General features: G+C 66.2%; 16 protein-coding genes. 8 read left to right on the top strand and 8 right to left on the bottom strand.

Annotated elements, in window-relative coordinates:
* Positions 1-5 precede the first annotated feature (5 nt).
* Positions 6-938 carry a threonine/serine dehydratase gene (locus tag PV772_RS00890; RefSeq protein ID WP_347885084.1) on the bottom strand — a complete coding sequence of 311 codons (933 nt, stop codon included), beginning with the start codon at positions 936-938 and terminating at the stop codon, positions 6-8.
* Positions 939-940: 2 nt separating this feature from the next.
* Positions 941-1,204 carry a hypothetical protein gene (locus tag PV772_RS00885; RefSeq protein ID WP_141182552.1) on the bottom strand — a complete coding sequence of 88 codons (264 nt, stop codon included), beginning with the start codon at positions 1,202-1,204 and terminating at the stop codon, positions 941-943.
* A gap of 279 nt (positions 1,205-1,483) precedes the next feature.
* Between PV772_RS00885 and PV772_RS00880 the strand changes: the two genes are divergently transcribed.
* Entirely contained in the window at positions 1,484-2,659 is a 1,176-nt protein-coding gene (locus tag PV772_RS00880; protein ID WP_347885083.1) for an SLC13 family permease, read from the top strand.
* A gap of 71 nt (positions 2,660-2,730) precedes the next feature.
* Here PV772_RS00880 and PV772_RS00875 read toward each other — a convergent pair whose 3' ends face one another.
* Positions 2,731-3,465, bottom strand: a complete 735-nt coding sequence (locus PV772_RS00875; RefSeq protein WP_347885082.1) for a hypothetical protein — start codon at positions 3,463-3,465, stop codon at positions 2,731-2,733.
* A 277-nt stretch (positions 3,466-3,742) separates the two neighbouring features.
* On the opposite strand from PV772_RS00875, the gene PV772_RS00870 reads away from it, so the two are divergent.
* Entirely contained in the window at positions 3,743-5,269 is a 1,527-nt protein-coding gene (locus tag PV772_RS00870) for a DUF222 domain-containing protein (RefSeq protein WP_347885081.1), read from the top strand.
* Positions 5,270-5,409: 140 nt separating this feature from the next.
* Here the strand turns inward: PV772_RS00870 and PV772_RS00865 are convergent, their stop codons facing one another.
* From PV772_RS00865 to PV772_RS00855, 3 genes are all read right to left on the bottom strand, one after another.
* Positions 5,410-6,237, bottom strand: coding sequence for an MBL fold metallo-hydrolase (locus PV772_RS00865; protein WP_141159207.1), 828 nt, complete (start codon positions 6,235-6,237; stop codon positions 5,410-5,412).
* A 182-nt stretch (positions 6,238-6,419) separates the two neighbouring features.
* Positions 6,420-7,298, bottom strand: coding sequence for a Rieske 2Fe-2S domain-containing protein (locus PV772_RS00860; RefSeq protein WP_141159206.1), 879 nt, complete (start codon positions 7,296-7,298; stop codon positions 6,420-6,422).
* A gap of 33 nt (positions 7,299-7,331) precedes the next feature.
* Positions 7,332-7,631, bottom strand: a complete 300-nt coding sequence (locus tag PV772_RS00855; protein ID WP_141159205.1) for a putative quinol monooxygenase — start codon at positions 7,629-7,631, stop codon at positions 7,332-7,334.
* Positions 7,632-7,770: 139 nt separating this feature from the next.
* On the opposite strand from PV772_RS00855, the gene PV772_RS00850 reads away from it, so the two are divergent.
* Positions 7,771-8,736, top strand: coding sequence for a hypothetical protein (locus PV772_RS00850; RefSeq protein ID WP_347885080.1), 966 nt, complete (start codon positions 7,771-7,773; stop codon positions 8,734-8,736).
* Positions 8,737-8,752: 16 nt separating this feature from the next.
* Here the strand turns inward: PV772_RS00850 and PV772_RS00845 are convergent, their stop codons facing one another.
* Positions 8,753-9,775 (bottom strand): Lrp/AsnC family transcriptional regulator, encoded by a 1,023-nt coding sequence (locus PV772_RS00845; protein ID WP_141159204.1) that lies wholly within the window; start codon positions 9,773-9,775, stop codon positions 8,753-8,755.
* A gap of 136 nt (positions 9,776-9,911) precedes the next feature.
* On the opposite strand from PV772_RS00845, the gene PV772_RS00840 reads away from it, so the two are divergent.
* Together PV772_RS00840 and PV772_RS00835 are read left to right on the top strand one after the other, a co-directional pair.
* Positions 9,912-11,132, top strand: coding sequence for a M20 family metallopeptidase (locus PV772_RS00840; protein ID WP_141159203.1), 1,221 nt, complete (start codon positions 9,912-9,914; stop codon positions 11,130-11,132).
* Between the two features lie 69 nt (positions 11,133-11,201).
* On the top strand, positions 11,202-12,491 hold the full coding sequence (locus tag PV772_RS00835; protein WP_141182557.1) for an MFS transporter: 1,290 nt from the start codon (positions 11,202-11,204) through the stop codon (positions 12,489-12,491).
* Between the two features lie 131 nt (positions 12,492-12,622).
* Here the strand turns inward: PV772_RS00835 and PV772_RS00830 are convergent, their stop codons facing one another.
* Entirely contained in the window at positions 12,623-13,495 is an 873-nt protein-coding gene (locus tag PV772_RS00830) for a hypothetical protein (protein WP_347885079.1), read from the bottom strand.
* A gap of 192 nt (positions 13,496-13,687) precedes the next feature.
* On the opposite strand from PV772_RS00830, the gene PV772_RS00825 reads away from it, so the two are divergent.
* The 3 genes from PV772_RS00825 to gcl all read left to right on the top strand — a co-directional run bounded on the left by PV772_RS00825 (position 13,688) and on the right by gcl (position 17,373).
* The gene (locus tag PV772_RS00825) at positions 13,688-14,488 is read left to right on the top strand and encodes a TIM barrel protein (protein WP_347885078.1); all 801 of its coding nucleotides are present in this window, start codon (positions 13,688-13,690) and stop codon (positions 14,486-14,488) included.
* A gap of 49 nt (positions 14,489-14,537) precedes the next feature.
* A complete protein-coding gene (locus tag PV772_RS00820) occupies positions 14,538-15,416 on the top strand; it encodes a 2-hydroxy-3-oxopropionate reductase (protein WP_347885077.1) in 879 nt (292 codons plus the stop codon).
* 166 nt (positions 15,417-15,582) lie between these two features.
* The gene (gene gcl, locus PV772_RS00815) at positions 15,583-17,373 is read left to right on the top strand and encodes a glyoxylate carboligase (protein ID WP_347885076.1); all 1,791 of its coding nucleotides are present in this window, start codon (positions 15,583-15,585) and stop codon (positions 17,371-17,373) included.
* Positions 17,374-17,375: the final 2 nt, after the last annotated feature.

The raw sequence follows: 17,375 nt of genomic DNA, 5'->3' as shown, positions 1-17,375 counted from the left end.
CTGGGCTAGAGCGTAGCCGGGTCCGTGTTTGCGCCGCACAGGATGACCGCCACCCGTTCATCGCGGGCCGGCACGTAGGCTCCGGTGGTCAATGCGGCGTAGGCGGCTGCGGCGCCGTGTTCCACCACGATCCGGTAGTCGTTCCACAATGCGGAGCGGGCTGCGACGATGTCCGAGTCCGTGACCAGGACACTTTCGACGCCGCAGCGGACCGCCACTGAGAAGGCAATCCCGCCGGCACGCCGGGCGCCCAGGGAGTCGGCAGCGATGCCCGATACCGGGACGTCCACCGGCTTCCCGGCAGCCAGGGCAGCGTGCAGCGTTGGCGCGGCCCCAGGTTCCACCGCAACCACTTTGGCGGAACCTTCGACGGCGGCGGCTACCCCGGCCATCAGCCCGCCACCTCCCACTGCCACCAGGACGGTGTCCACGTCCGGCACCTGGTCCAGCAGTTCAGAGCCGACAGTTCCGGCGCCGGCAACGATTTCGGGCTGGTCGTAGGCGTGGCAGTAGACCGCGCCGGTTTCCTCGGCATGGACCACGGCGGCCTGGTAGGCGGCCGCGTATTCCGCACCACCCTGGACCACGGTGGCGCCGATCGCCTTCAGCTTGGCGACCTTGACGGCCGGCGCGGTTTCCGGAACGAACACGGTGGCCGGTACGCCCAGCTGCTTCGCTGCATACGCATTGGCCAGTCCGGCATTCCCGCCGGAGGCAACCACGATGCCCACGTCTGCCCGCAGTTCCCCGCGCTCCCGGCTGGCCAGAATCCGGTTGAAGGCGCCGCGGGCCTTGAACGTGCCCGTGTGCTGCATGAACTCGCACTTGAGCCAGACCTGGCCGTCGGCCAAGCCCGGGTCCGCCGCCACGACGGGCGTCCTGCGGAGAAGGCCGGCCGTCCGCCGCTCCGCCTGGTCAATATCGGCGCGGGTGACCATGCTCAGACTTCGTCGTCCCAGGTGCCCGGTTCCTCCAGCGCCTCCTCCGGTTTGTGGTCCCGGGCGGCTTCTTCGCCTCCGACGTACGACGCCGGCACGGTTCCGGGCGCGTGGGCCTGCTGTTCCTCGCGGATGTTGGCTGCCCCCGGCTGTTCGGGGTGCTGGCCGGACTGGGGAGCCCTGGTGGCTTCTCCCTTGGCTTCGTCCGGGTCGCCCGGGCCCCGGAGGTCTGCGGTGTTCTGGGGATCGTCGCTGGAAACGGTCATGGTCCTGCCTTTCACCTTGGGAACTTCCTGTTGGCCGGGGGAACCCCGCCCGTCCTCCAGCCTACGGTCTGGTCACCTCCCTGGCCGTTCCCGCGCGAGGTTCAATGGCGCGCCACCACGGGATTCATTGGAGGCGCGCCCGGCGAGCTGCCTCCCGGCGTCGTATCCTGCTGTGGAGCCACAGACCCGGAGCCTGACATGACTTATATCCAGATCATCCCCCTGGTGATCCTCGTGGTGATGTTCGTCGTCGCCACCAGGTAGCCACTGAACATTGGTGTGATGGGGCTGGTGGCCTCGTTCGGCGTCGGCTATTTCCTGCTGGGCTTGTCGGACAAGGAGATCCTGGCCGAATTTCCGGCCAGCATTGTCCTGACCATCATTGGGGTCACCTACTTCTTCAGCATGGCGCAGCGGAACGGCACCATCGGCATCATCGTGCAGGGCTGCGTCCGGATGGTTCGCGGAAAGACCATGCTGCTGCCGTGGGTGTTCTTCCTGATTGCCGCCGCCCTGACTTCCCTGGGCACCTTCTCACCCGCCGCCATCGCTTTGCTGGCTCCCGCGGCTATCGGTTTTGCCTACGAGTCGCGCATCCACCCCGTCATGATGGGCGCGTTCATTATCAACGGCGCCCACGCGGGAGGCTTCTCCCCGCTGTCCGTGGCCGGAGTCCTGGTGCATGACATCTCGCTGAAGAACGGTTTTCCCATCTCCCAGGCCAGCCTCTTCAGCGCCAGCTTCGCCCTTAACCTGGTCCTCTCGGTGCTCACCATTGTCCTGTTCGCCCTGTTCGGCAAACTGCGTGACGGTGCCCCCAGGCAGCATGTGGACACCGACACCCCGCCCGTCGGACGCCCCCACGGCCAGCAGATCATAACTCTGGTCCTGATTGCCGTGATGCTGGTGGCCACCCTCGGTTTCCACCTCCCCATCGGCTTCGTGGCCCTCTCAGCCGGGCTGCTGCTGGCGTTCATCAACATCCAGGAACACAAGACTTTCATCGGCGGCATCTCCTGGTCCACCGTCCTGCTGGTGGCAGGCATGATCACTTATGTCTCCCTGTTGGAGCATGTGGGGGTCATCGACACCTTGGCCCAGCAGGCCCTGGCCCTGGGCGCCCCGCTGCTGGTCGCGCTGGTCCTTTGCTACGTAATCGGCGTGGGCTCTGCCTTCGCGTCCTCCACGGCATTACTCACAGCGTTCATCCCGCTGGCCGCCCCCCTCCTGGCCACGAGCTCGCTCAGCGCCTCCGGAACCGTGGCCGCGCTGGCCATCTCGGCCACCGTCGTCGACGTCTCCCCCTTTTCCACCGATGGTGCGCTGGTGGTGGCGAACGCGCGGGACGACGACCGGCAGCGGGTCTACCGCCAGCTCATGTTCTACGCGGGCGGCGTGGTGCTGGTGGCCCCGGCGCTGGCATGGGCGCTGCTCATCCCTACCGGGATCATCTAGGGCCTGGTTTCCAGCCCCACCCAGCCAGCAGGGTGAGGGGGGCTGGAACAGGTGCGGGGACTTGGCCGCCGCTACCGGGAGGCGGTGGGAGAGGCCGACGACGAGGCGCCGCTGCCCGAGGACATCGTCGCCGAAGAGGTGGACGAAGCAGTGGACGACGACGAGCTGCTGGGCGAGGACGTGCCCATTGAGCCGGACGAACTGGTGGAGGACGGGCTTGACGTTGCGCTGCCGCCCTCGGCCTTCTTCAGCACGTCGTTGATGAGGCCCTCGAGTTCCTTCTGGTCCGTGTCACCAAGGTCGGTACCGCTCTTGGTAGCCACCACCAGGAGGCGCCCCTTCGCAGCGGAAACCTGCATCAGCTTCTGCTGATTGTCGCCGCTCCGGGTGCTGACGGTTGCAAAGGTCTTCTCAGCGTCAGTGTCGGCCTTGAGTTCCTGGCTTGAAACGTCGTATTTCTGCCCGAGCGCCGAGACCGAGAATTTAGCGCACTGGTCCATCTTGCCGCTGATGTCGCTGAGGGTCTTTACTGCGTCGGGGCCGCCACTTCCGGACTGGGCAGACAGGCTGCGCGGCTGCTGGCCTTCGGAAAGTGCGACGGCGACATCACCGTTCTCCACTTTGTCCAGCAGGCCGGCGGTTGCGATGTCCTTGCAGTCCTTGGGATCGACGGTTGCGGCGCTCATCAGCAGGTTGGCGATGTTGCTGCCCTGGGCAACCTGGTCCTTGGAGTACAGCTTGAGCTCATTGCCGTCGTCGTCCTTCATGCCCGAGATCAGGTTTCGGAGCTCATCCTCCGAATACACTTTGGCTTCGGCAGTCTGGCTGGCGGAAGCTGACGCCGTCGACGAACTGGAAGGACTGGCAGTTCCACTGCCCCCTCCCGAACAGCCGGCCAACGCCAGCATTGCCGCAGCCACAACTCCAAGCGCAGATACTCTTCGCATTAGATTCACCCTCCCAAATAGACAGCATGCTTAGTACTTTCACTGTAGAGGTTCCCTTTGGAAGTGTGAAGTAACGCCGCCAGGAGGGAATTGGGGATCCACGTTAAATGTCAGTGGGTCGTTGGATGCTGTGGGTATGGGAATCGGCGGTGGTGTTGGCGTGGTGTTGGAGGGTGTTCGTGCCTCTGTTGCTGCCCTGGATGCGCTGGAGCGGGAGGACGCTTCCCTGGCAGCCGGTTTGGATGTTGGTTTCGGTGTTGGTGCTGGTGTGGATGTGTTGCAGCGGCGGTATGAGATCCGGCTGGAGCGGCTGCAGCTTACGTCCCGTTTGGAGGCGCAGCTTGCAGCAGTGAAGGCACAGGATGCCGCCGACGCCGCCGGGTTCCAGGAGGCGATGACCCCGCCGGACGCTTCGATCGAGGACCGCACGTACGCGCAGATGTCGGTGGTGGAGGAGATCGCCGGGGTTTTGACGGTTAGTTCCGGGGCATCGGGCGCGTTGGTGGAGCAGTCCGGCCGGATTTGTTCCCTGCCGCTGGTGTTCGAGGCCCTGTCCACCGGGGACGTGTCGTGGCAGCATGCACGGATTGTCGCGGACGAAACCGAAGGCCTTGACGCTGTCGGGGCTGCGGCTTTGGTGGCGCATTTCTTCGACCCCGACGCACCCGATCCGGCCCGGGGTGCCGCGCCCGGTGAGCTGGTCCCGTCCCGGTTCCGGGCCAAGGTCCGTGGGTGGCGGGAGCGCCATCATCCGGAATCGATCGAGAAGCGCCATGCGAAAGGGGTGGCGGATCGTCGGATGGAATACACCCCCGACCGGGATGGCATGGCCTGGGTCTCCCTCTACCTTCCCGGGGACACCGCGTGCGCCATCTGGAACCGGACCACCGCGACCGCCCGCGGCCTCCAGGGACCAGACGAGCCCCGCACGCTTAGCCAGCTCCGCCCCGACATCGCCGCATCCCTGTTGCTCGGTGCCGTCCAAGCGTCGGGTGAGGGGTCCACCGGCACCGCCCCGGGCACGCAGGGTGTCACCGGGATCGGGAAGGTCCCTGCGCCGCGGGCCGACGTCCTGGTCACCGTGCCTGTGTTCGCCCTTCTCGGCCTTACCGACGAACCAGCAGTGCTGGATGGTTTCGGCCCGATTCCGGCGTCCATGGCACGGAAACTCGTCGCCGGTGGGGCGGAGTCGTTCTACCGGGTCCTCGTCGACCCGCGGGACGGGGCACCCCTGGAGATCGGCAGGAAGAACTACCGGCTTACCGGGTCCATCAAACGCTGGATCAGGCTGCGCGATGCCCAGTGCACGTTCCCCGGCTGCACCAACAAGACCCCCGACAACGAAACAGACCACCTCCAAGCGTGGGAACACGGCGGCACCACCAACGTCAGCAACCTGGCCCAGCTCTGCCGTAAGCATCATCGGCTCAAACATCACAGCCAATGGGCCCCGGCCCCGCCACGAGCAAGGACCCACCGGGCTGGACCTCACCCACCGGGCGCTTCTACAAACCCGACCAGCAGGATTCAGAACCAACCCACTGGCCACCAGGAACCTGGCCACCGCCACTTCAATGGGCCGCGCCCCGTGAATGCCAGTGCCTGGCGGCGAGCCTCGAAAACCTTCCGCAGTGGGAACCCGACGACGACGGCACATCCATAGATCCGAGCGACCTGTCACCCGACGATCCACTCTGGGCCGAACTCCTGGCCACGCCATTCGCGCTGTCATCGCAAGGGTGAACCCCGCGCTGAGGCCATCCCACCCATCAGCCGCTTCATTACCCGGCCTCGGCAGTACAGCTACGCTGCTTCGGGCGCTCCTGCGATCCGCCGTCGACGTGCCATGCGTTGCGCCTTCTCCTTGGCGGCCGCGGCCCGGAGCCGGGGGACAACCTCCATGGCGATGGGCTGCCCATGGCCGGGGGCCAGCAGCCGGGGCCCCAATTCTGCCAGCCGGGCCACGGAGTCCATCGCCGTCCTGCGGCTCCACGTGGTGTACCAGGGCGGACCGGAAACATGTGATGCCCGGAGCAGGAGACCGCGCGCCGAGTTCAAGTCCACGGTGGTTACCGCATCACCGGTCATCAGGACGCCATCTTTGGAACGCCAATACGCCACGTGTCCGGGGGTGTGCCCCGGCGTGGGAACGGCGGCCCAATCGGGCAGGCCGGGCACCTCGCCGCTTCGTGGAAGGCCATGCACAACGTCGGTAATGTCACCTGCGGCCTCAATCCGCCGCCGGACGCGGGCAGGCAGGGACCATACAAAGGGTGCAACCAGCCACCGGTCCAGCGGCATTGAATATCCGGGAACGTAGCGGCCGGCAGCCATCGGCAGTTCGGCGCGGTGGACATAGGCCGGAATCTTCCAGGTCCGGGCAAGTGTCCCAGCAGCCCCGGAGTGGTCAGGATGCAGGTGCGTCAGGAAGATGGCTGCAGGAACTTCGCCGGGACCGAGCAGTTGCTCCACTGCCGCGCGCAGCGGTTCCGCACTGGCCGCCCATCCGGAGTCGATCATCGCCCATGAGGGGCCGGATCGGACCAGGTAGACGTTTGATGCCAGCGGGCCAGAGCCAGTGGTCATCAGCACCACACCGGAAGCGATCTCCTGCGGTTCCGAAACACGCATCACCGTGACCTCACACAGCTCCGAAGACTGCACTGAAGTGGGCGTACGGGGGGCACGAAGCCTCGCGAAATTGCCCCGTTGATCTGCGGCGGGGCATGGCCGGACCATTCCACTCCACTGGGCCTCGCCATACCCCCAGTTTTACGCCGGTCTGCCATCGATGGTAGGGCCGAACGGCCTCTCTAGCCGTCCGCCCCGGGCAGGCATACTTCGACGAGATCCCCCGTTACCCGGGTTTCGAACAGCGGCTGCCGGGAAGTTGCCGGGCCGGACCTGACCTCGCCGGTGCGCAGCGAGAATGTGCTCCGGTGCCACGGGCAGACGACGCACGGGTCCCCGCCGTCGTCTTTGATCTTTCCTTCGTGAAGCGGCCCGGAAAGGTGGCTGCAGACGTCGGACAATACGTTGACCGTCCCGCCCTCGCGGTGGACCAGCAGGGGGATGCCGGCGACATCGCGCTTGTGCAAGCCGCCCTCGGGCAGCTCCGCCAGGGGTGCCAAGGGGTGCCAGCCGGCGGGGAAACGGTGCGGAATTTCCTCGCTGTGGTTTACTCCGGCCGCCTGACGGTAGGAGAGGTGGCCGCCCAGGAAACCCCCGGCGCCCACCGTCGCGAGCCCGAGGTACGCGAGCACCTTGCCACTGCCTACTCCGCCGGTTGCCCGCCGCACGAGGGACGCCACGTAGAGGCCAGTGGCGGTGACGTTTGCCGCGGCGTGCACCAACCCGACCCGCTGCTGCTGCGGGTGCAGCTGGGACCAGTCGGTAAACCCGGCGAGCGCAGACGGAATCACGGTGGCGGCGCCCACTCCGATGAGCAGCCTGGCCGCCTTCTCACCCCCCGGTACCGCATCGAGCACGCCTGCGGAGACCCAGGCGCCGATGGGCACCTGGACGGCAAGGGGGTGAACCGGGTGTCCAATGGGAACGCCATGGAGGACATCACGGGCCCACCGGGGCTTGATGACCTTCAGGACGACTTTCCGGACGCTCTTGGCCAGTGGATCGAGCCACTCGGCCTCCTCGAAGCGGGTGACAAGCTCAAGTGCGGGCAACGGTTTCATGTGTCCTCCCTTACCCCGATTACTGCAATCCACTCACCGCAACGGCGACCCCACCACGGTGAACCGGTGGGCTGCTGTCTGCCCGGAAAGGAGAGGCATCGCCTCGGCGATCGCGGCCCGTGTGCTGTCCAGTTGCAGCGACGCCTGGTGGGCCTCTGCAGACTCCCACAGCTCGGAAACGAACACGGTATCCGGCATATCCGCATTGACTCCCACCTCATAGAGCAGGCACCCGGCTTCCCTCATCCCGGGTTTCGGCCGGAGCAGGATCGCTACCAGGGCATCCCGCTGGCCGGGCTTCGTTCCAAGCATTCCCATATTCGCGAAGGTCATAAGGACAGTCTGCGGCAGGAGACCGGGAGTCGGGGAGGGCAGGCCTTGTTGGGCACTCAGCCCAGGCATTTAATCCATACGCTGTATTATTGCGTTGGCCTTGCCATTCGGCGGCCTACCTGCGATCAAAGGGCGTTTCTTGGCAAACACAGGACTTGGCGTGGCCGGCTCAGGGGAACGCCGGTACGGCCGGACACCTGCTGCGGAAGCGGCCTCTGCTGCCCTGCTGGGAGTCCTCGGAGGAATCCTGGGGCTGGCACCCTGGCTGATCACAGGAGCACAGCTTCCTGTGCAGAACCTCTGGGGAGCGGAAACACAGCCCCGCGACATGCCACTTGCCCTCCTGCCGCTTAGCCAGTACCGCACCACTACCCTCGTTGCCCTGCTCACCGTGGGTGCATCCGCCACTGGGCTTGCCCTGCGCGCGTTGAGGCCTGCCCGCCGCGGGGCCGCTGCTGCATGTGCCGTGGGCGGTGTGCTCCTGGTCCACGGCGGGGCTGCCGTCCAGTCGTTCGCAGTGCTCAGCAGCGGCCTGGACCCGGAGCCAAGGTCTTCCATCTACATCGCCGGCCTGCTCGGCGGCACCATGGCCGCGATAGCGGCCGGAGTGGTTGCCCTCCTGGTGCTCGCCTCGCCGTCCCGTCCCGTCGCGGCCTTGGGCGTTGGCCTGATGGCGGTGCCGTTTGCTTCATGGCTGGCAGCTGCCGCCGCATTCCTGGCCGGCCCGGGCGGGATGCCAATTTTCCTGGCAACCGTGTGGCACTGGCTTCCTGCCGTCCTTGTGGGTGCCGCATTGTCCTGGTGCGGCTTCAAACCTTCCGCCCGCCTGTGGGTGTGGGCGGCAGACCTTGCACTGCTGTGGCTGGTTCCTGCCCTGTTCACCAGCGTCAATTACGTCCTGGGGACCCGCGTATACCTCGGCAACTTCTCCGAGATGGCCGTCCTGTCGCGCGAAATCCTCGCCGCCACTTTGGGCCCTGCAGGCGGAGCGGGACCCATCGTGCTGCTGGCACTGGCTGTGGGGCTGGTCGGGGCGCTTTTCCTCGCCGTTCTGGAGCGGAAGAGCAGGCGTTCCGGACCAGCACCGCAGGGCGGTGGCGGTTAGCGGTAGTCCGCAACACTCACTCTGCGGCGCCCAGGCTTCCACCATGAACGACGGCGCCACTCGCCGTCGTATCTTCCTTCAGCATCCAGCCCACGCGCTTGACCGTCCTGAGCATCACGGCACTCTCGACAATTTCTATGCCGGGCACCTTCTGCTGCAGCGCCAACTCGGCGGACATGACGTCTGCCAGCGTGTGCAGCCACATGATGATCACGAAGTTGGTGGGGCCGGTAGTGGAAGCGCTCAGCCGCACGTTGCTGATGCTGCGGATCTCGGCGGCGGCTGCCTCGTGCTGGCCCGCCGGGACGTTCACGAACCATTGGCAGGTTACCGGAAACGACGAGTACCGTTGGGCGATTTCGCAGCGGAAGGACAGGATGCCGCTGGCCAGGACCCGGTTCAGCTGCCTCTGCACGGTGGCGGGATGGCGGCCAAGGGCGCGGGCAATCTGGGCAGCTGTGGCACGGCCGTCGCGGGCCAGGAACGGCAACAGGTCAAGGTGGCTCTGCGGAAGCTGCCCCGCAATCCGCGCCGGTTCGAGGCTTGCAGGTGGTCCGAGCGTGCGAAGGGTGGCCAGCTGGGAACGGCTCAGGACATTCAGCCGCCAGTCGTCCCCGCTGCTGTGCAGCCGGGTGCACAGGGCCACCTGGTACTTGGTCAACCCATCAATGGTCTTCAGGTGTGAAACCACGCGCTCGCTGAACTCCTCCAGCGAGCGGGTAATGACTGTCAACATCAGGTCCCGGTTGCTCGCAGCCTCCTCCACAGTGACGATCTCCGGAACCGCAGCAAGCTGCGCCGTGACGCTGTCCCGCCGGTTCATCTCGCAGTCAACGGCCACATAGGCCAGGAGCATCTGCTTCGGGTCGCCCGCCAGGTGCGCTGTCGCCCATGCCGCCCCCTGGGACGTCAGGCGGTCCCAGCGGGCCGCGAGGGTGGTGGCGTGCACGTCCAGCACCTTGGCAGCGTCAGCCCAGGCGATTCTCGGGGATGCCTGCAGCACCTGGATCAGGGCAAGGTCGTCCTCGCTGAGCTCCATCTGCACCTTTCTCTCCCTGCATAAATTCTGCTTGAACCTGTCGGTTGACGAATAATTTCTGCGCTTTGCGCAAATGTGAACCATGCCACTTCAGAATAGTCCCCAAGCCCTGATGCCGATTGCCAAGGAGTAACACATGCCCATTACCGAGGACGCCAAGGACCTGCAGGATGACCTGGTACGCCTGCGCCACGACCTGCACAGGCAGCCGGAAATCGGCCTCCACCTCCCGCGGACCCAGGAGAAGGTCCTTAAGGCCTTGGATGGGCTCCCCTTTGAGGTCACCCTCGGCAAAGAGACGACGTCGGTCACCGCGGTCCTGCGTGGCGGCAATCCAGGTGCCGGCGCGCAGCGGCCGGCCGTGCTGCTCCGCGCCGACATGGACGGGCTGCCCGTCCAGGAGAAGACCGGTGTCGACTTCACCTCCCAGGCCGACGGCGCCATGCACGCCTGCGGCCACGACCTGCACACCTCCATGCTCGCCGGAGCCGCGACCCTCCTGGCGGAGAAGAGGAACCAGCTCCAGGGCGACGTCGTCCTTATGTTCCAGCCGGGTGAGGAAGGGTGCGATGGTGCCAGCTACATGCTCCGGGAAGGCGTGCTGGACGCCGCCGGTCCCCGCGTCCAGGCCGCCTACGGTATGCACGTGTTCTCCTCACTGGAGCCGCACGGCACCTTTTGCACCAAGCCCGGCGTGATGCTCAGCGCCTCGGACGGGCTGGAAGTCACGGTACTCGGCGCCGGCGGCCATGGTTCGGCTCCGCACTCGGCCAAGGATCCCGTCACCGTGGCTGCCGAGATGGTGACGGCCCTGCAGGTCATGGTCACCCGCCAGTTCAACATGTTCGATCCCGTGGTCCTGTCCGTGGGCGTGCTGCACGCGGGGACCAAACGGAACATCATCCCGGAGTCGGCCCGCATCGAAGCAACCATCCGGACCTTCTCGGAAGCATCCCGCCTGAAGATGATGGACGCCATTCCCCGCCTGCTGAAGGGGATTGCAGCCGCGCACGGCGTGGAGGTCGCCGTCGACTACCTGCAGGAGTACCCCCTCACCATCACCAGCGAAGACGAAACCCACACCGCCGAAAAAGTGATCACCGAACTGTTCGGCGAGCGCCGCCTCTCACGCTGGGCCACCCCGCTCAGCGGCTCCGAGGACTTCTCCCGGGTGCTGGCGGAGGTGCCCGGCACCTTCGTGGGGCTCAGCGCCGTTGCACCGGGCGCCGACCACACCGCTTCACCCTTCAACCACTCACCGTACGCAACGTTCGACGACGCCGTGCTGGGGGACGGCGCCGCACTTTACGCAGAACTCGCCATCTCTCGGCTGGCCACGCTCTCCCGGGCCGCATAGGCGCCCCTCCCCTATCCGGTTGCAGTGCTGCTGCCCCCATCCAAGAACGAAATGACCAGGAAGAAGACCATGTCCGTTGCAGTAAACAAGCCCCGGGCGGGGCGCATGTCCAAAGCCAAGACCGTCGTCGGCACCGGCATCGGCAACGCCGTTGAATGGTACGACTGGGCCATCTACGCCACTTTCACCCCCTTCATCGCCAGCCAGCTGTTCAGCAAGGAGGACCCGGCGTCGGCCGTACTGTCCACCCTGGCGATCTTCGCCGTCGGCTTCGTGGCCCGGCCCTTCGGCGGCTTCCTCTTCGGCTGGATCGGCGACCGGGTGGGACGGAAGACCTCGATGACGTTCGCCGTAGGCCTTGCCTCGCTCGGCAGCCTGATGATCGGCGTCGCCCCCACGTTCGCCAGTGTCGGCGCGTTCGCCTCGCTGATGCTGCTGGTGGCCCGGCTGGTGCAGGGCCTGGCGCACGGCGGCGAGCTGCCGTCGTCGCAGACCTACCTGTCCGAAATGGCACCCAAGGAGCACCGCGGCTTCTGGGCCACCCTGATCTACACGTCCGGTACCGTGGGCATCCTGTTCGGCACATTGCTGGGCGCCGTCCTGAACATGTCGTTGAGCACCCAGGCGATGAACGCCTGGGGCTGGCGGATCCCCTTCCTGATCGGCGCCGCCATGGGCCTGTACGCGCTGATCATGCGGTCGCGCCTGCACGAGACCGAAGCGTTCCAGGACGAGGCGGTCACTACCAAGCGCGCTCCCATCTGGCCGCAGATTGTCCGCTACCGCAAGCAGGCCATGCAGGTCATCGGACTGACCGTGGGCCTGACGGTCATCTACTACATCTGGGGCGTCGTTGCGCCCAGCTACGCCACCACGGCACTGAAGATCGACCGCGGCGAAGCACTGTGGGCCGGCGTGATCGCCAACATCGTCTTTATCGCCGCCCTGCCGGTGTGGGGAAAGCTCTCGGACCGGATCGGCCGCAAGAAGGTCCTCTGGGCCGGCGCAATCGGATCAGCGGTGCTGCACTTCCCCATGACCTGGCTGCTGAAGGACTCCGCCTGGCAGCTGGCCGTGAGCATGTCCGTGATGCTGATCTTCGTGGCCGCGAGCGCCGCCATTGTTCCGGCCGTGTACGCCGAGCTGTTCCCCACCTCCATCCGCACTGTGGGCGTCGGCGTCCCCTACTCCATCTGCGTGGCCGTGTTTGGCGGTACCGCCCCGTACCTGCAGCAGTGGCTGGGATCCTCGCTCGGGGCGCCGCAGGTGTTCAACATCTACGCGGTGCTGCTCCTGGTGGTCAGCGCAGCGTTCGTGTTCACGATTCCTGAAACTAAGGGCAAGGACCTGACCCACTAGCTCACGGATTCCCAACAAACATCCCCGGCGCGGTTTTCCGCGCCGGGGATGTTTGGCGTTTCCGGGGATTCGCGGCAGCCTGATCGAAGGGCGGCCGAATCGAAGGGCAGGCAGGTTTGGTGGCGGCCTGGCTACGCCGCGGTTGGAAGCACCAGGAGGTAGCCGGTGGCCAGGCCACTGCTCCAGCGCCGCGGTTCACGGACCACGAACTGCGTGGCCAGCTGCTCCGGAGTCAGCAGGGTATTAGGCGCCGGCGACGGGCCCCACTGGCCACTGCCGTAGGGATAGAGCGGATCGAGGACGCGGATGCCGGTCACTGAAAAATCGGGGAACTGGCGTGGGTCGCCCACCGATTCGAATCCGCTCATCACCCAGGCGTGGCGGCCGCTCCACATCACCAGGCCCACCGGCCTGCCCGTCTCCGTGATGGCACGCGCCGCCGTCCGCACCGCTTCCCCATAGTCCGGGACGCTCACCACCGCGTACGGCCCCATGCCAGCCTCCGTCAGCACCTGCGCCCAGCCAAAGGGATTGGCACCGTTGAACGAGTCCGAGGAGTGGGCGCGGGCCCTCTCCCACAGCTCACTCTGCTGCGTGCGGTCGGCCCAAGTGCCGCCGCCGGTATCGTCAATCAGGTTGTGCGCCATCTGGATGCTCGCTGCAACGCACCAGTCGAATGTGTACTGCGGGACGAAGTCGCCTTCCCGGTACAGGTTGAGGGCGAACGGCTGGGGTGCGGGGGCGGGAGCCGGCGGGGCAGCCGATGTCGAGTCAGGTACTGCCACTGGGACCGGCGCCTGCGGAGGAGCGAGGGCGACGTCGGCCGCATCCGGCGCGGAGCTTGCCGAACCGGCCGCCGGGGTGGGCACCGTCGCGGTCGCCCCAGGTGAAGGGGCCGCGGATCCAGACACGGCCTGCCCAGAGCCCATCCCGGACGTGCAGCCGGCAAGGAAGGCCATCAGGGCAATGAGCCAGGCCAGAAGCCGGAGGCGGGCAGCGGTCATGATCGCTCCAGTTCCTTCACGGTGGGCGGGCGTACCTGCTACCAGTCTCCTGCCCACGACTCCCCTTGACTACCCCCGCCCTACTTCCCTACACTTTTCATAAAGCAGAATCTAAATTCCACAAAGCGGAAACGGTGACCAGGCCGGAAGCAAAGGAAGATAGATCAAAGCCCCTCCTCGGAAGGACCTACGATGACGTACACAGTGAACTGCTCCATCCTCCTCACGGAGCTGCCCCTGCTCGAGGGCCCCGCCGCAGCCAAGGCAGCCGGCTTCGACGCGGTTGAGTTCTGGTGGCCTTTCGAGTCCTCCGTCCCGGCCGACAGCGAAATCACCAAGTTCGAGAACGCCATCACGGACGCCGGCGTCCAGCTCACGGGCCTGAACTTCAACGCCGGCAACATGCCCGGCGGCGACCGCGGCCTGGTTTCCTGGAAGGGCCGTTGCTCTGAGTTCAAGGACAACATCGACGTCGTCACCGGCATCGGCGAACGCCTTGGGTGCAAGGCGTTCAACGCCCTCTACGGCAACCGGCAGGACGACTTCACCCCCGAAGAACAGGACGAGCTCGCCGTCAAGAACCTGGCAGCGGCAGCCCAAGGGGTCGCCCGCATCGGCGGCACCGTCCTGCTCGAACCCGTCAGCGGCGCACCCAAATACCCGCTCCTGACCGCCAACGATGCACTCGACGTCATCTCCCGCGTCAAGGAAGAGACCGGCGCCGGGAACATCAAGCTGCTCGCCGACTTCTACCACCTGGCCGTCAACGGCGACGACGTCGAATCCGTCATCGAAAACCACGCCAAGGACTTCGGCCACATCCAGATCGCCGACAACCCCGGCCGCGGCGCCCCGGGCACGGGCACCCTTCCCCTCGGCGAATGGATCTCCCGCAGCCGCGAACTCGGCTACCAGGGCTACATCGGCCTCGAGTACAAGGAACCGCAGGAAACCGCCTTCAGCTGGGCCATCCGCGAACACGCCGCCCGCTAACCACCGCCGCACACACGCAAGACCTCAAGACTTCAGAAAGAGAACCATCATGAGCAACGTTGCAGTCATCGGACTCGGAATCATGGGCCTGCCCATGGCCATCAACCTGGTCAAGGCCGGCCACACCGTCACCGGCTTCAACCGCAGCCAGGACAAGATCGACAAGCTGGTTTCCGAAGGCGGCCAGGGCGCCACCAGCATCGCGGACGCCGTCAAAGAGGCCGACGTCGTCATCACCATGGTGCCGGACTCCCCCGACGTTGAGGGTGTTGTCAGCGGCCCCGACGGAGTCTTCGCCAACGCCAAGCAGGGCACCTTCTGGATCGACGCCTCCAGCATCCGCCCGGACGTCGCCGTCCGCCTCGCCGCAGACGCCAAGGAAGCCGGCATCCGCCCCCTCGACGCCCCGGTCTCCGGCGGCGAACAGGGCGCCATCGACGCCGTCCTCTCCATCATGGTGGGTGGCGACAAACAGGACTTCGACGACGCCCAGGACGTCCTGAACGCCGTCGGCAAGACCATCGTCCATGTGGGCCCATCCGGCTCCGGCCAGACCGTTAAAGCTGCAAACCAGCTGATCGTCGCCGTCAACATCGAGGTCCTCGGCGAGGCCATCGCCTTCCTGGAGGCCTATGGCGTGGACACCGACGCCGCACTCAAGGTCCTCGGCGGCGGCCTGGCCGGCTCCAAGGTCCTCGACCAGAAGGGGCAGAAGATGCTGGACCGCAACTTCGACCCCGGCTTCCGCCTGGCCCTGCACCACAAGGACCTGGGCATCGTCACTTCAGCTGCCCGCGAAGCCAATGTCGCCATCCCGCTCGGCGCCGTGGCCGCCCAGCTCGTCGCCGCCACCGTCAACCAGGGCGACGGCGCACTGGACCACTCCGGACTCTTCAAGCAGGTCCTCCAGCTCAGCGGCCGGAAGTAACCCTCACGCCGCCCAGCCGGCCGCCCCGAAAACGGGGCACATTGACACGGACACGCCGGCCGCCGTCGTAATTTGCGACGCCGACACTCCCAAAGTGCCCCGCGACCGCCGGGCCTTCCTTCAGCACACCCAAAAACAGACTTCCCAAGCTTTCAAGGAGCACCCCATGAGCAAGATGCGTACCGTTGATGCAGCGGTGGCCATCCTGGAAAAGGAAGGCGCCATCGAGGCGTTCGGCCTGCCAGGCGCCGCCATCAACCCCTTCTATTCCGCAATGCGCGCCCACGGCGGCATCCGCCACACCCTGGCCCGCCACGTTGAGGGCGCCAGCCACATGGCCGACGGCTTCAGCCGCGCCAAGGACGGCAACATCGGCATCTGCATCGGCACCTCCGGTCCCGCCGGTACAGACATGGTCACCGGTCTCTACGCCGCCTGGGCCGACTCCATCCCCATCCTCTGCATCACCGGCCAGGCTCCGGTGGCCAAGCTGCACAAGGAAGACTTCCAGGCCGTGGACATCGAGTCCATCGCCAAGCCCGTGACCAAGATGGCCATGACCATCCTGGAACCCGGCCAGGTTCCCGGCGCTTTCCAGAAGGCCTTCCAGCTGATGCGTTCCGGCCGCCCGGGCCCCGTGCTGCTGGACTTGCCCATCGACGTGCAAATGGCCGAGATCGAATTCGATATCGACGCCTACGAGCCCCTTCCCGTCGAGAAGCCCAAGGCATCCCGCAAACAGCTGGAAAAGGCCCTGGACATGCTCCTCGCCGCCAAGCACCCGCTGATCGTGGCCGGCGGCGGCATCATCAACGCAGGCGCCTCCGCGCAACTGGTTGAGCTTGCCGAGACCCTCAACGTTCCGGTCATCCCCACCCTGATGGGTTGGGGCACCATTCCCGATGACCACCAGCTGATGGCCGGCATGGTGGGCCTGCAGACCAGCCACCGCTACGGCAACGAGAACTACCTGCAGTCCGACTTCGTGATCGGCATCGGCAACCGCTGGGCCAACCGCCACACCGGCGGCCTGGACACCTACACCGCCGGCCGCAAGTTCGTGCACATCGACATCGAGCCCACCCAGATCGGCCGCGTGTTCTCCCCTGACCTGGGCATCGCGTCCGACGCCGGTGCGGCGCTGGCCGGGCTGGTAGAGCTCGCCAAGGAGCGCAAAGCCGCCGGGTCCCTGCCGGACTACAGCGATTGGGTTGCCGAATGCGCAGACCGGAAGGCGTCCCTGCACCGCAAGACGCACTTCGAGAACATCCCCATCAAGCCGCAGCGCGTCTACGAGGAGATGAACAAGTCCTTCGGCCGCGACACCACCTACGTGTCCACCATCGGACTGTCCCAGATCGCCGGCGCGCAGATGCTGCACGTCTTCGGTCCGCGCAAGTGGATCAACGCCGGCCAGGCAGGCCCGCTGGGCTGGACCGCCCCGGCAGCCCTCGGCGTCGCCCGTTCCAACCCGGACCAGACCGTGGTGGCCCTCTCGGGTGACTACGACTTCCAGTTCATGATCGAGGAACTGGCCGTGGGCGCGCAGTTCAACCTGCCGTACATCCACGTGGTGGTGAACAACTCCTACCTGGGCCTGATCCGGCAGTCGCAGCGCGGCTTCAACATGGAGCAGAACGTGTCCCTGGCGTTCGAGAACATCAACAGCTCACACCTGTCCGAGGACACCCGCGGCTACGGCGTTGACCACCTGAAGGTGGCCGAAGGCCTGGGCTGCAAGGCCGTCCGCGTGGAGGACCCCAGCGACCTCGCGGCCGCGTTCGACAAGGCGAAGGCCCTGGTGGGCGAATTCCGGGTTCCCGTGGTGGTGGAGGTGATCCTGGAAAAGGTCACCAACATCTCCATGGGCGTGGAAATCAACGCCGTGAACGAGTTCGAGGAACTGGCGGAATCCGCCGCCGACGCTCCCACCGCCATCCTGGCTCTGCAGGCCTAACC

Source organism: Pseudarthrobacter sp. CC12 (genome assembly GCF_039907755.1).
In the GTDB taxonomy this organism is placed as follows: Bacteria; Actinomycetota; Actinomycetes; order Actinomycetales; family Micrococcaceae; genus Arthrobacter; species Arthrobacter niigatensis.
The sequence above is the reverse complement of the archived record's forward strand: the minus strand, read 5'-3'. Positions and strand labels throughout refer to the sequence as shown.